General features: G+C 73.4%; 14 protein-coding genes. 4 read left to right on the forward strand and 10 right to left on the reverse strand.

Going from position 1 to position 13627, the window contains the following annotated elements; all coding sequences use genetic code 11:
* Positions 1-34 precede the first annotated feature (34 nt).
* Both Q0967_RS08480 and Q0967_RS08485 read left to right on the forward strand, forming a co-directional pair.
* Positions 35-2365, forward strand: a complete 2331-nt coding sequence (locus tag Q0967_RS08480; RefSeq protein ID WP_298749142.1) for a cell wall-binding repeat-containing protein — start codon at positions 35-37, stop codon at positions 2363-2365.
* A 53-nt stretch (positions 2366-2418) separates the two neighbouring features.
* Positions 2419-2952 carry a GNAT family N-acetyltransferase gene (locus Q0967_RS08485; protein WP_298749141.1) on the forward strand — a complete coding sequence of 178 codons (534 nt, stop codon included), beginning with the start codon at positions 2419-2421 and terminating at the stop codon, positions 2950-2952.
* On the opposite strand, the gene pdxT is transcribed toward Q0967_RS08485, so the two are convergent.
* The 4 genes from pdxT to Q0967_RS08505 all read right to left on the reverse strand — a co-directional run bounded on the left by pdxT (position 2944) and on the right by Q0967_RS08505 (position 5535).
* A complete protein-coding gene (gene pdxT, locus Q0967_RS08490) occupies positions 2944-3492 on the reverse strand; it encodes a pyridoxal 5'-phosphate synthase glutaminase subunit PdxT (RefSeq protein WP_298749700.1) in 549 nt (182 codons plus the stop codon). The genes Q0967_RS08485 and pdxT overlap by 9 nt on opposite strands.
* A gap of 107 nt (positions 3493-3599) precedes the next feature.
* Positions 3600-4499 (reverse strand): pyridoxal 5'-phosphate synthase lyase subunit PdxS, encoded by a 900-nt coding sequence (gene pdxS, locus Q0967_RS08495; RefSeq protein ID WP_298749140.1) that lies wholly within the window; start codon positions 4497-4499, stop codon positions 3600-3602.
* A gap of 118 nt (positions 4500-4617) precedes the next feature.
* On the reverse strand, positions 4618-5166 hold the full coding sequence (locus Q0967_RS08500) for an HIT domain-containing protein (RefSeq protein ID WP_298749139.1): 549 nt from the start codon (positions 5164-5166) through the stop codon (positions 4618-4620).
* Between the two features lie 33 nt (positions 5167-5199).
* Entirely contained in the window at positions 5200-5535 is a 336-nt protein-coding gene (locus tag Q0967_RS08505; RefSeq protein ID WP_299449588.1) for a hypothetical protein, read from the reverse strand.
* 187 nt (positions 5536-5722) lie between these two features.
* Here Q0967_RS08505 and Q0967_RS08510 point away from each other — a divergent pair, with 187 nt between their 5' ends.
* Together Q0967_RS08510 and Q0967_RS08515 are read left to right on the forward strand one after the other, a co-directional pair.
* The gene (locus Q0967_RS08510) at positions 5723-5872 is read left to right on the forward strand and encodes a hypothetical protein (RefSeq protein WP_298749138.1); all 150 of its coding nucleotides are present in this window, start codon (positions 5723-5725) and stop codon (positions 5870-5872) included.
* Between the two features lie 20 nt (positions 5873-5892).
* Positions 5893-6375 (forward strand): nitroreductase family deazaflavin-dependent oxidoreductase, encoded by a 483-nt coding sequence (locus tag Q0967_RS08515; protein WP_298749137.1) that lies wholly within the window; start codon positions 5893-5895, stop codon positions 6373-6375.
* On the opposite strand, the gene Q0967_RS08520 is transcribed toward Q0967_RS08515, so the two are convergent.
* From Q0967_RS08520 to Q0967_RS08545, 6 genes are all read right to left on the reverse strand, one after another.
* Positions 6372-6860: a hypothetical protein gene (locus Q0967_RS08520; RefSeq protein WP_298749135.1), complete on the reverse strand. Its 489-nt coding sequence runs from the start codon at positions 6858-6860 to the stop codon at positions 6372-6374. The genes Q0967_RS08515 and Q0967_RS08520 overlap by 4 nt on opposite strands.
* Before the next feature lie 111 nt (positions 6861-6971).
* Complete coding sequence (thrS, locus tag Q0967_RS08525; RefSeq protein ID WP_298749134.1) at positions 6972-8957, reverse strand: threonine--tRNA ligase; 1986 nt, start codon at positions 8955-8957, stop codon at positions 6972-6974.
* 125 nt (positions 8958-9082) lie between these two features.
* Entirely contained in the window at positions 9083-10384 is a 1302-nt protein-coding gene (locus Q0967_RS08530) for a TRAP transporter large permease (RefSeq protein ID WP_367181612.1), read from the reverse strand.
* Positions 10385-10453: 69 nt separating this feature from the next.
* Positions 10454-12025 (reverse strand): TRAP transporter substrate-binding protein DctP, encoded by a 1572-nt coding sequence (gene dctP / locus Q0967_RS08535; protein ID WP_299449589.1) that lies wholly within the window; start codon positions 12023-12025, stop codon positions 10454-10456.
* Complete coding sequence (locus tag Q0967_RS08540; protein WP_298749131.1) at positions 12022-12825, reverse strand: carbon-nitrogen hydrolase family protein; 804 nt, start codon at positions 12823-12825, stop codon at positions 12022-12024. Before Q0967_RS08540 ends, dctP begins: the two co-directional genes overlap by 4 nt.
* Entirely contained in the window at positions 12822-13583 is a 762-nt protein-coding gene (locus Q0967_RS08545) for an HpcH/HpaI aldolase/citrate lyase family protein (RefSeq protein ID WP_299449590.1), read from the reverse strand. Before Q0967_RS08545 ends, Q0967_RS08540 begins: the two co-directional genes overlap by 4 nt.
* Positions 13584-13627: the final 44 nt, after the last annotated feature.

Raw genomic sequence — 13627 nt, forward strand, 5'->3', positions numbered from 1 at the left:
CTCAGGCACCCCTCCCATCCCTCCTGGAGTCATCGTGCGACGACCGTCCCTCGTCGGCCTCACCCTCGCTCTCGTCCTCTCCCTCACCGGTGCGCCGGCCACGGCCGCCCCGGAGGAGCAGGACGCGGCGCGGGACGCCCTCCCCTACGCCCAGCAGGCCGAGTCGGCCGAGCCCGTGCAGACCCCCGAGGAGCTCGGGGAGACCACGGTGGTCACGGACAGCTCGGTGCTTCCGGCCCCCGTGCCCGGCTCGGAGGTCTACCCGGTGCCGGCCGACGGCAGCTACGACATCACCGGCGGCGGCTTCGGGCACCGGATCGGCATGTCCCAGTGGGGGGCGCACGGCGCCGGCCTGCAGGGCCTGTCGCACGAGCGGATCCTCTCCTTCTACTACCCCGGCACCCGCCTGGAGACCTGGGCGCCCTCGGACATCTCCGTGGGCATCACCATCGACCACGACGGGGTGACCCAGGTGGCGCACCGCAGCGGGCTGCGGGTCGGCGCGGCGGCGGGCGGCACGACCTACGCCCTGCCCTCCGGGCGCAGCCAGTGGCGGGTCCGCGCCACCGGCGGCTCGGCGACGTCCTGCGTCCTGCAGGGGTATGACGGTTCCTCCTGGTCGGCCTGGTGGCCCTCGGGCATGTCCCGCCGCTGCCCGGTGACCTTCAGCTCCCCCTCCGAGAAGACGGTCGACCTCGTCCTGCCGGACGGCTCCCGGCGCATCTACCGCGGCGCCGTCACGGCCACCCACCGGGGCAGCACCGCCCTGGCCACCGTCAACCACCTGCCCCTGGAGCACTACCTGCGCTCGGTGGTCGCCGCCGAGATGGGCCCGTCCTTCCACCCCGAGGCGCTGCAGGCCCAGTCGGTCGCCGCCCGGACCTACGCCGAGCGCAGCGCCAGCACCAGCTACTACGACATCTGCGACACCACCGCGTGCCAGGCATACCGGGGCCGGGGGGTGCGCCGCGGCGACGGCAGCATCAGCTCCTACGAGTACTCCGCCAACACCAGCGCCGTGGACGCCACGGCCGGGCAGGTGCTCACCTTCGCCTTCCCCAACGGGCGGCGGCTGGCGACGACGATGTACTCCGCCTCCACGGGCGGTCAGACGATCGCCTCGGGCAACGGCCACGACTACCTCACCGCCCAGCGCGACCCCTACGACGCGGTGGCGGCCAACCCGCGGCACCGCTGGAGCGCTTCGCTGCCCCGCACCGCGCTGCAGCAGCGCTACGGCATCCACCGGGTGGAGCGCATCCAGGTGCTCACCCGCGACGGGGTGGGCGCGTGGGGCGGCCGGGTCCTCACCGCCCGGGTCGAGGGCTTCACGTCCGGCGGGCAGTACACCTGGGCGCACGCCACGGGCACCGGCCTCATGCTCGCCCGCTACTGGCCGACGTGGTCCGACGGCCTGTCCTCGGACTACTTCACCTTCGCCTCGCCCGCCCCGGCACCGACCGGGCCGGTCCGGCTCGGGGGCACCGACCGCTACGGCACCGCCGCGACCGTGGCCGAGCAGTGGTCGCCGGGCCTCGAGGTCGTCTACGTCGTGTCCGGCCAGGACTACCCCGACGCCCTGGCCGCCTCGGCCCGGGCCGGGGTCTACGACGCCCCGATCCTGCTGAGCCGGGCGGACGACCTGCCCGGCGCCACGCGGCGCGCCCTCACCCGGCTGCGCCCGGACCGGCTCGTCGTGCTCGGGGGCACCGAGGCGGTGAGCGGCACGGTCCTCACCCAGCTGCGCTCCTACGCCCGCACCGGCCGGGTGGACCGCGTGGCCGGCACCGACCGCTACGCCACCGCGGCCGCGCTCTCGGACTACTACCCCTCCCGCGTCGACCGGGTGCTGCTCGCCAGCGGGCAGGCCTTCCCCGACGCGCTGGCCGGGGCCGCGGTCGCGAACGGCCAGCAGGTCCCGCTGCTCCTGACCCGGGCGGACGAGCTGCACCCCAGCACCCGCCGCGCCCTGGAACGGCTGCGCCCCCGCGAGGTGGTCGTCCTGGGCGGCGACGGCGCGGTCTCGGCGTCGGTCATGCGCGAGGCTGGCCGGTACGCCTCGGCCGGTGCCCAGCGCTGGGCCGGGACGGACCGCTACCGCACGGCTGCCAAGATCGCGGCGACCTTCCCCCGGAGCACCGACCCCTCCTTCGTCGCGCTCGGCACCGACTTCCCGGACGCCCTCGTCGCGGCCGCTCTGGCAGGGCGGCACGACGCCCCGCTCGTGCTGACCCGCGGCGACCGGGTGGTGCGCGGCGCCGACCTGGCGCTCACCCACCTGCGGCCGGGCTCGATGGCCGTCCTCGGCGGCGACTCGGGGATCACCGACACCACGATGACCGCCCTGGGGCGCTACCTGCGCTGACGTCGCCGGCCGGCGCCACGGCATACCCTCGGCACCACGCCTAGGCTCGGGTGGTGCCCTCCTCCCCCGACGGCGTCCTGCTCCGCCCGCGAGCGGACGAGGACGTCCCCGAGCTCGCCCGGCTGCTCCTCGCCCAGCAGCCGACGACCGGCTACCCCATGCGCAACCCGCTGCCGGTGCCGGGCGAGCAGTTCGTCGCCCGTCCCCGCGACCTGGCGGCCTGGGTGGTGGAGGTCGACGGGGTGCTCGCCGGGCACGTCGCGGTCGACCGGGTCGAGGACGGTGAGATCGGCCGGGCCTTCGCCGCCGCCACGGGTATGCCGCTCGCCCGCCTCGGGTCGGTCTCCACGCTCTTCGTCGGGCCGGGTCGGGCGGGGCTCGGCCTGGGCGGCCGGCTGCTCGGGACCGCCGTGGGCTGGGCCCGGCTGCACGGGTTGCTGCCGGTGCTCGACGTCTTCCCCGGCCACGCGGCCGCGCGGGCGCTCTACCTGCGCCGGGGCTGGCGGGACGTCGCCACGCTGCGGCCGGGCTGGGTGCCCGACCACGCGGACGACCTGGTCCTCATGGTCCTCCCGGACTCAGCCTGAGCAGAGCTGCACGAAGAGCGCGTGCACCCGGTGGTCGCCGGTGACCTCGGGGTGGAAGCTCGTGGCCAGCAGGTGGCCCTGCCGGACGGCGACGGGGTGGCCCTCCACCGCGGCGAGGACCTCGACCGTCTCGCCGAGCCGCTCCACCCACGGCGCGCGGATGAACACGGCGGGGAACGGCCGGTCGGGGTCGGGCAGCCCGGCAATCTGTAGGTCGGTCTCGAAGCTGTCGACCTGGCGCCCGAAGGCGTTGCGCCGCACGGTCATGTCGATGCCGCCGAAGGTCTGCTGCTCGGGGTGCCCGTCGAGGATCTCGTCGGCGAGCTGGATCATCCCGGCGCACGAGCCGTAGACCGGCAGCCCCTTGGCGACGAGGCGCCGGATGGGCTCGTGCAGCCCGAAGATGCGGCACAGCCGGTCGATGGTCGTGGACTCCCCGCCAGGGATGACGAGGCCGTCCAGGCCCGCCAGCTCGCGCGGGCGGCGGACCAGCCGGGGGTCGGCCCCGCAGGCGTCCAGCGCGGCGACGTGCTCGCGCACGTCCCCCTGGACCGCGAGGACGCCGACGACGGGGCGCCGGGTGCTGGTCTGCTCGCCGCTGGTCCGCTGGCCGGGCGCTCCGCCCGCCTGCTCCTGGCCGGCCTCGCTCACCAGCCGCGCTCGGCGAGCCGGTGCGGCTGCGGGATGTCGTCGACGTTGATGCCGACCATGGCCTCACCGAGGCCGCGGGAGACCTCGGCGAGGGTGTCGGGGTCGTCGTGGAAGGTGGTGGCCTTGACGATGGCCGCGGCCCGCTGCGCGGGGTTGCCCGCCTTGAAGATGCCCGAGCCGACGAAGACGCCCTCGGCCCCCAGCTGCATCATCATCGCGGCGTCGGCCGGGGTGGCGATGCCGCCCGCGGTGAAGAGCACCACCGGCAGCTTCCCGGCCCGCGCGACCTCCTTGACGAGCTCGTAGGGCGCCTGGAGCTCCTTGGCCGCGACGTAGAGCTCGTCGTCGGCCAGCGAGGACAACCGGTTGATCTCGCCGCGGATCGAGCGCATGTGGGTCGTGGCGTTGGAGACGTCGCCGGTGCCGGCCTCGCCCTTGGAGCGGATCATCGCCGCACCCTCGGTGATCCGGCGGAGGGCCTCTCCGAGGTTGGTCGCGCCGCAGACGAAGGGCACGGTGAAGGCCCACTTGTCGATGTGGTGGGCGTAGTCCGCCGGGGTGAGCACCTCGGACTCGTCGACGTAGTCGACCCCGAGGCTCTGCAGCACCTGCGCCTCGACGAAGTGGCCGATCCGGGCCTTGGCCATGACCGGGATCGAGACGGCCTCGATGATGCCGTCGATCATGTCGGGGTCGCTCATCCGGGAGACCCCGCCCTGCGCCCGGATGTCGGCCGGCACCCGCTCCAGCGCCATGACGGCGACGGCTCCCGCGTCCTCGGCGATCTTGGCCTGCTCGGGGGTAACGACGTCCATGATGACGCCGCCCTTGAGCATGTCGGCCATGCCGCGCTTGACGCGGGTGGTGCCGGTGGTGGGCTGGGTGGGCTCGGACATGCCTGGGGGGCCTCTCGTGCTCGGTCGGGTGGGTGGATGCGGAGTGCGGTGCAGTGGCGTCGGCGTGCGGTGCGGTGGGGCGCCGCACCCGCCTAGTCTACGGACCGCCGGCGGGCGCTCAGGCCGGCCAGGCGGCGGCGAGCTGCTCCCGGACGTCGGCGAGGAGCTGCGGCAGCGCCTTGGTCTGCCCGACGATCGGCAGGAAGTTGGCGTCGCCCATCCAGCGCGGGACGACGTGCTGGTGCAGGTGGGCCGCGACGCCGGCCCCGGCGACCTCTCCCTGGTTCATCCCCAGGTTGAAGCCCGCCGGGTTGCTCGCCGCCTGGATCGCGCGCAGGGCCGCCTTGGTCAGCGCGGTGAACTCGGCCGTCTCCTCGTCGGTGAGGTCGAGGTAGAGCGGGACGTGCCGGTAGGGGCAGATCAGCAGGTGGCCGGGGTTGTAGGGGAAGAGGTTGAGGATGACGTAGCAGTGCTCCCCGCGGTGCACGACGAGGTCGTCCCCGCCCGCACCCGAGGTCGCCGCGCAGAACGGGCACCCGTCCCCCGCGTCGGCGCTCGGGCGCTCGCCGCGGACGTAGGCCATCCGGTGCGGCGTCCAGAGCCGCTCGAACCCGTCCTGCGACCCGGCGAAAGAGGTCGCGTCCTCCGGCTGCGGCTGGCCCGTCATGGCACGCAGTCTAGGGCCGCTCTCATCGCGCCCTCACGTGCGTCCGCGAGGCTGGACCCGACCGTCGCCCGAGGAGGACGTATGGCCCACGCCCGCACCGACCACGGGCCGCTCGTCCTCTTCGTGCTGGGCAAGCCGCCGTCGTCCTCGAGCATGTTCCCGGAGGTGTTCGCCCTGCTGGAGCACCGCGGGGTGCGGGTGGAGGTATGCCTGCCGCACGACGCGCAGGCACCCCCACCTCCCGAGCAGGTGTCCCTCGTGGTCCACCGGGGTCTGCGGCCGGCCGCCCTGGGGGTCGTCGAGGACCTGGTGGCCGCCGGCGTGCCCGCCGTCGACCCGGTGCCCGCCGTCCGGCTGCTGCGGCGGCACCAGCGGCTGGAGGAGCGACTGGCCCGCGCCGGGCTCCCGGTGCCACCCTCGCGCCCCCTGCCGACCTGGGCCGAGGTCCTACGTCACCCAGTCGTTCGTCCCGAACGACGGCCTGGACCGCAAGCTTCCCGTCGTCGCGGACCGCGTTCCCGGCCTCCTCAAGCCGTCCCCGCTGACGAACGGGCACGTGGGGACCGGCCGGCCCTTCGACGTGGTGCTCGGGCCGGACGGGCCGGTGCTCGTCGACGTCAACGCCTTCCCCGGCTACCGCGGGGTGCCCGGGGCTCCGCAGGCCCTGGCCGACCTCGTCGCTGACCGGGTGGGAACAAGCCGGTGACCACTGCGAGTTGCCCCAGCATGGACGACACCCAGCCCCAGCACGACCTGCGCGACGCCGCGATCGGTGACCCCACGGCATACCTGCCGGAGAAGAGCGAGTGGGTGGCCAGCCAGCTGCGCGACATCGACGCGGCGGGCGACACCGCGGCCGCCACCATCCAGGGCCGGCCGGTCATGGTCATCACCATGCGCGGCGCCCGCAGCGGCCTGCTGCGCCGCGTGCCGCTGATGCGCGTGGAGCACGACGGGGCCTACCTCGCGGTGGCCAGCAAGGGCGGGGCGCCGGAGCACCCGGCGTGGTACCACAACCTCGCCAAGAACCCGGACGTCCTGGTCCAGGACGGCACGAGCCAGCGGGCGCTGCGGGCGCGCGAGCTGGCGGACGGCCCCGAGCGGGACGCGTGGTGGGAGCGGGCCGTGGCGGCGTTCCCGAGCTACGCCGACTACCAGGAGAAGGCGGACCGGCTCATCCCGGTCTTCGTCCTCGAGCAGCTCTCCTAGGGCTGCGTCGGCAGCGAGACCGAGCGCAGCTGCCGCACGCTCGCCCGCGCCGCGTCCAGGACCGGGGCGGGCAGCGTGACGTCGTCGGCGACCTCGACCCGGTCCGCGTCCCGCTGCCGGGCCCAGCCGACGACCTGGCGGACGAGCGCGAGGCACACCGCCTCCTCGCTCGCGCCGGTGGCCGGACCCAGGGCGGAGAGCACCAGCAGCCGCGGGGCGGCGCTGGGCAGGTGCGGCAGCATGGTGCGGCGCACGAGCGCCATCCCCACGTGCTGGCCGTCGTGCTCGGCGACCCAGGCCGGCAGGTCCGCCGCACGCGGGTGCCAGGCGGTGGCGAAGGCGCGCACGTGCTGCGGCCGGTCGGGGTCGGGGTCGGTCCCGGCGCGCAGCAGGACCTGCTTGTGCAGCGCGCCCAGGAGCAGTGCCTCGTCGTCGTTGACGACGCGCACCCGGACGGCGTCGGCCAGCTCGCCCAGCGTCGGCATACCGCTCTCCTGATCCCTCGGGTATGCGTGATCCTAGCCATCCCTGACGGCGCAGGTCGGCGTCCGCCCCAGGTCAGGCGGGGTGGGGTCAGGAGAAGGGGCGCCGGGGGGTCAGACCTGGACGCGGTCCCGGACGGCGGCGGCGATCCGCTCCACCGCCTGGTCCACCGGGACGGCGTTCTCCTGCGAGCCGTCGCGGAAGCGGAAGCTCACCGCGCCGGCGTCGCGGTCCTCGCCGCCGGCGATGAGGATGAACGGTGCCTTGGACCGGCTGGCGTTGCGGATCTTCTTGGGGAAGCGGTCGTCGCCGCGGTCCACCTCGACCCGGATGCCGTGCTCGCGCAGCCGCCCGGCCACCTCGTCGAGGTAGCCCTCGAACTCCTCGGCCACCGGCACGCCGACGACCTGGACCGGCGCCAGCCACGGGGGCAGCTGTCCGGCGTAGTGCTCGATGAGCACCCCCATGAAGCGCTCGACCGAGCCGAGCTTGGCCGAGTGGATCATCACCGGCTGCTGCCGGGTCCCGTCCGGGGCGGAGTACTCCAGCCCGAAGCGCTCCGGCTGGTTGAAGTCGTACTGCACGGTCGACATCTGCCAGGTCCGGCCGATGGCGTCCCGGGCTTGTACCGAGATCTTCGGACCGTAGAAGGCGGCACCACCGGGGTCGGGCACGAGCTCGAGGCCGGAGTCGCGGGCGACCTCCTCCAGCACGGCCGTCGCCTCGGCCCACTGCTCGTCGGTCCCGATGAACTTGTCCCTCTTCTCCCCCACCTCGTCACGGGTGGACAGCTCGAGGTAGAAGTCGTCCAGGCCGAAGTCGCGCAGGACCCCCAGGACGAAGGTCAGCAGGTGCCGGATCTCGCCCGGCGCCTGCTCACGGGTGACGTAGGAGTGCGAGTCGTCCATCTCCAGGCCGCGCACCCGGGTCAGGCCGTGGACGACGCCGGACTTCTCGTAGCGGTAGACGTGCCCGAACTCGAACAGCCGCAGCGGCAGGTCGCGGTAGGACCGCTGCTGGCTCCGGTAGATGAGGTTGTGCATGGGGCAGTTCATCGCCTTGAGGAAGTAGCGCTGCCCGTCCTCCTCCATCGGCGGGAACATGGTGTCCTCGTAGTACGGTAGGTGGCCGGAGGTGTGGAACAGCCCCTCCTTGGCCACGTGCGGGGTCCCGACGTACTCGAAGCCCTCCTCGATGTGCCGCTGGCGCAGGTAGTCCTCCATGACCCGCTTGAGCACGCCGCCCTTGGGGTGGAACACCGGAAGCCCTGCGCCCAGCTCCTCGGGGAAGGAGTAGAGGTCCATCTCGGCGCCCAGGCGGCGGTGGTCGCGCTTCTCGGCCTCGGCGAGACGGTCGAGGTAGGCCTTGAGCTCGTCCTTGGACGGCCAGGCGGTGCCGTAGATCCGCTGCAGCTGCGGGTTCTTCTCGCTGCCCCGCCAGTAGGCCGCGGCGCTGCGCATGAGCTTGAAGGCGTTGCCGATGATCTTCGTGCTCGGCAGGTGCGGGCCGCGGCACAGGTCGCCCCAGACCTTCTCGCCGGTGCGGTCGAGGTTGTCGTAGATGGTGAGCTGGGAGCCGCCGACCTCGACACTCGCGCCCTCCGCGGCGTCCTCGGAGGCGCCGCCCTTGAGCCCGATGAGCTCGAGCTTGTAGGGCTCGGCCGCCAGCTCCTCGCGGGCGGCCTCGTCGTCGACCTCGCGGCGGGCGAAGGTCTGCCCGGTGTTGATGATGCGCTGCATCGTCTTCTCGAGGCGCTTGAGGTCGTCGGGGGTGAACGGCTCGGCGACGTCGAAGTCGTAGTAGAAGCCGTCGCGCACCGGCGGCCCGATGCCGAGACGGGCCTCGGGCCAGGTCTGCTGGACGGCCTGCGCGAGCACGTGCGCGCAGGAGTGGCGCAGCACGTCCAGCCCGTCCGGCTCGGTGACGAGCACCGGCTCGACGACGTCGCCGTCGGCCAGCTCGTGGCGCAGGTCGCGCAGCTCGCCGCCGATGCGCGCGACCACCACCTGCCGGTCGTCAGCGAAGAGGTCGCCCGCGGTCGTGCCCTGGTCGACCGCTCGCTCGCTGCCTGCGACACTGACGGTGATCTGGGTGGACACGCTGGTGCTCCTCGGAGGTGGGGGGTATGACGTGCGCCGCGCGCGCCCGTCGGTCGCCCAACCCTACCCGCCGGGCCGGGGGTGCAGGCACCGGATATCGGGTCGCGCACGGCGCGCCGACGGGCTCAGCCCTGGGCGCTGGACAGGTAGGGCAGCCAGGTGACGATCTCGGGGACCGCGATGAGCACCGCGACGACGACGAGGTCCGCGACGATGAACGGCACGATCCCGCGGAACACCCGGCCGAGCCCGGCCTGGGGCACCGCCCCGCTGTAGACGAAGGCGTTCATGCCGACCGGCGGGGTGATGAGCGCCATCTCGGCGACCTTGACGACGAGGACGCCGATCCAGATCCCGTCGAAGCCGTACTCCGTGAGGATGGGGTGCAGCAACGGCGCCGCGATGAGGATCATCGAGATGCCGTCGAGGAACATCCCGAGCGGCAGCAGCAGGAGCAGGCACAGGACGAGCACCAGGTAGGGGGACAGCTCCGCGCCGACGACCGCACCGACGAGGGCCGAGCTGGCTCCCGAGAGGGCGAGGAAGTAGGTGAACACGCCGGCCCCGGTGATGAGCAGGAACGTCATCGCCGTGAGGCCGACGGCCTCGCCCAGCGCGTCGCGGAGGGCCCGCAGCCAGCGCGGGGGTCGCACGCGCAGCCGCAGCACGACGAGCGCCGTGAGCGCGCCGAACGACGCGGCCTCCGTGGGCGTGGCGATGCCCAGGTAGATGGTGCCGATGGAGACGGCGAAGATGACGACGAGGTAGGCGAAGCCGACCGGGTCGAGCTGCCCGGGTCGGACGCGCAGCCCGTCGGCCGACGCGCCGTCCTGGTCGTCGTCGCCGAGCAGGGCGGTCTCGTCGGTCTCCGCCGGACGCCCTGACCGCCGGCTCCACACGACGAGGAGCACCACGGTCACCGCGTAGGCCAGGATCGTGAGCAGGCCGGGCCCGATGCCGGCGAGCAGCAGGTGCCCGATGCTCTCCTCGGTGACGACGCCGTAGAGCACCAGCACGATCGAGGGTGGGATGAGCACCCCGAGCGTGCCGCCGGCGCACACCACGCCCGCAGCGAGGCGGATGCTGAGGCCGGCGCGCACGATCGCCTGGGTGGAGACCCGGGCCATCGTCGCCACGGTCGCGACCGAGGAGCCGGTGACCGCGGCGAACATGCCGGAGCCGGCGAGCGAGGCGAGCGCCGGGCCTCCGGGAAGGCGGCGCAGCACCCGGGAGGCGAGGTCGAAGCCGGCCTGCGCCAGTCCGGCCCGGACCGCGAGCACCCCCATGAGGATGAACAGGGGCACGATCGTCAGGGAGTAGTCGGCGGCCGACGAGTACGGCTGGTTGGAGACGGTGCTCACGGCGGCGTCGGTGCTGCGGAGCAGGACCACGCCGGTGAAGCCCGCGGCCACGAGCGCCAGCCCGATGCAGGCGCAGCGCCAGCAGCGCGCCGAAGACCAGCAGGACGACGAGCAGGGCCAGGAGGGCGGTGGTGCTCATCGGGTCACCTTCCACTCGGCGACCGACCGGCCGATCGCCACGACGAAGAACAGGGCGAAGGACAGCAGCAGGGTCGTCTTGGCGGGCCAGGTCGCGAGCCGCAGGATGCCGTTCGTGGTCTCGCCACGGTCGACGCTGCTGATCAGGACCTGCACCAGGCCCCACAGGAGGACGGCCCCGACGAGCACCAGCACGACGGTGCGGATGCCGGCGGCGACGGCCGACCCCTTCGGCCCGAGGCGGTCGGTCAGCAGTCCGACCGTGACGTGGCGGCCGTGCAGCTCGGCCGAGGCGAGCCCGAGGAAGGCGACGGCCACGAGCAGCTGCGCCGAGATCTCGGCGGTGCCGAGGATCGAGGTGTCCCGCAGCGTGCGGCTGAGGACGTCGGCGACGGTGAGCACGGCGATGACGAGCAGCAGCACTCCGGCGACGACGTGCATACCGCCGGCGAGCACCCGCAGGGGGCGGGGCACCCCGGGGACGCTCACGACGCCTGCTCCATGCAGGCCACCAGCGGGTCGGCGTAGGTCGACACGGGGCTCTCCTCGGTGATGATGCGGCGGTAGTCGTCGAGCACGCCCTGGGCGTCGTAGCCGCGCTCGCCGTTGCGGGCCACCCAGGCCTCGGCGAGACCGCTGCGCTGCTTCCAGTCCTGCACCTGCTCGTCGGGTGAAGCTGGAGAACTCGGTGCCGGCGGCGGTGACCTCCTGGCAGGCCTCGCGCCCGAGGGCGTCCATCTCCTCCAGGCCGGTCTCGATGGCCGATCCGGAGGCCTCCAGCAGAGCGTCCTGGTAGTCCGGGGGCATGGAGTCGAAGAGGTCCTCGTTGATGACGACGATCGAGGAGGCGTAGACGCCGATGCCCGGCTCCAGCAGGTAGGGGGTGGAGTCGGAGAGCCCGAAGGTGGGCAGGTTCGCCAGGGCGAGCGAGGTGTAGCCGTCGATGACCCCGCGCTCCATGGACTCGTAGACGTCCGTCGCGGTCATGGCGACCGGGTTGGCACCGACGGTGAGCAGGGCCTCGGAGGTGAGACCGCCGGAGCGGATGCTCAGCCCCGCGAGGTCGTCCGGGCGCTCGACCGGGTCGTTGAGACCGACCAGCGCGCTGCCCAGGGGCAGCGGGTAGAGCAGCCGGATCCCCTGACGGTCGAAGTCCTCGCGGTAGGTGTCGTTCTCCTCGTAGAGCCGCTCGATCGCCCTCATCTGGACCTCGGGGTTGGTCGTCTCGAAGGGCAGCTCGATGACGGTGTACATCGCGAGGTCGGAGGCGGCGTAGAGCGAGCCCACCTGGGCCAGGTCGGTGCGTCCGTCCAGCGAGGCCTGGATGGCCTCGTCGGCGCCGACGAGGCTCTGGGAGTAGTGGAAGCGCACGGTGACGCCTCCGTCGGTGAGCTGCTCGACCTCCTGCGCCCAGGCCTGCACGGTGCGGGACTGGTCGGACGTGGCCGTCGAGTAGGTCGAGTACTCCAGCACGTAGGACTCCTGCCCCGGACCCGAGCACGCGGCCGCGCCCAGGCACGTCGCCCCCAGGCCCGCGGCCAGCAGGACCCGTCGACCGGTGACGCTCACCGGGGTGCTCCCGGGAGGACGTGGTAGCGGCGCAGCGACAGCGCCGGGTTGGTCAGGCGCACCTGCGCGGTGCGCTGCGGGTCGACCTGCGCGAGGGCGGTGCCCGGCGCCTCGCCGAGGCTCGCGAGCACGACGCCCATGGGGTCGACCACCATGGTGTTGCCGGCACCGGTCGGGGCGCACTGGCCGGCGGCGACGACGTGCACGGTGTTCTCGATGGCCCGGGCGCGCACCAGGGTGCGCCAGTGGTCCTCCTTGAGCGGGCCCGGGACCCACTCGGCCGGGAGCGCCACGACGTCGACGCCGGCGTCCATGAGCATGCGCGTGGTCTCCGGGAAGCGCAGGTCGTAGCAGGTCTGCATCCCGATCCGCAGGCCGTCGACCTCGAAGGTCTCGGGCAGGTCCGGCTCCGCGGCCTCCACCCGGTCGGACTCGGTGTAGCCGAAGGCGTCGTAGAGGTGGACCTTGCGGTAGGTGGCCCGCACCTGCCCGCCGTCGAGGGCCAGAAGGGTGTTGTGGATGCGTCCCTCCCCCGCGCTCTCGTTGACGCCGACGACCATGGCGACACCCAGGCGTTCGGACAGCGCGACCAGGCGGGTGACCGTGGGGCCGTCCAGGGGCTGGGCGGAGTCGACGAAGCGGTCGTCCATCGCCGGGGCCGTGAAGACGGCGTACTCGGGGAGCACGACCAGGCGCGCTCCCTGGTCGACGGCGCCACGGACCATCTGCTCGATGAGGTCGAGGTTGGCCTCCGTGTCCTCGGTGGGGGCCAGCTGCAGGGCGGCCACGGTGATGCTCATGCGGACCTCCTCAGGTCGTCGCGGATGTCGGTGAGAGCGCTCAGGGCGGCGGTGAAGCCGCCCAGCAGGGCGCCGTACTGCATGGTCGTGACGATGACGTCGGCATCCTCCTCCAGGGCCAGCCGCTGCTCGGCCGGGCTCCAGGCGGGGAGGACCCACTCCTTGCCCGCCGCACGGGCCGCACGGGCGAGGAGGCGGATGTCCGCGAGGTCCTCCTCCCCGGCGCTGTAGGCACCCCGCTCGCGGCGCAGCGAGAGGTCGGAGGGGCCGACGAAGATCCCGTCGACGACGGGCAGCGCCAGGATGCGCTCGATGTCGGCAAAGGCCGAGGCGTCCTCGATCATCGGGTAGCAGCGGGTGCGGGCGTCCTGCTCGGCGACCCACGCGTCGCTGAAGCCGCGGTAGGACGAGGTGCGCCCGCCGGCGAAGGACCGGTCGCCGAGCGGCGGGAACTTGGCGAAGCCGCAGACCACGCGGGCGTGCTCGGCGGACTCGATGTGCGGCACGGCGACCGCGTCCGCGCCGAAGTCGAGGGCCTGCTGGATCGGGCCGCGCTCGGGGCCGAGGACCTTGACGACCGCCTGCATGCCGTTGGCGCGGATGAGGGGGACGACCCAGTCGAGTGCTGCGAGGTCGAACAGGCCGTGCTCGACGTCCAGCACCACGGTGTCGTAGCCGGCCAGGGAGGCCATCTCGATGGCGGCGCTGGACGGCTCGGTCAGCCAGACCGCGTGGCGGGTGGGGTGGTCCGGGGTCACTGTTCCTCCGATGGTGCGGCGGTGCACGGGCTTGTGTACGTCTT

Origin of the sequence: uncultured Serinicoccus sp., from assembly GCF_947500995.1 — a bacterium.
In the GTDB taxonomy this organism is placed as follows: domain Bacteria; phylum Actinomycetota; class Actinomycetes; order Actinomycetales; family Dermatophilaceae; genus Ornithinicoccus.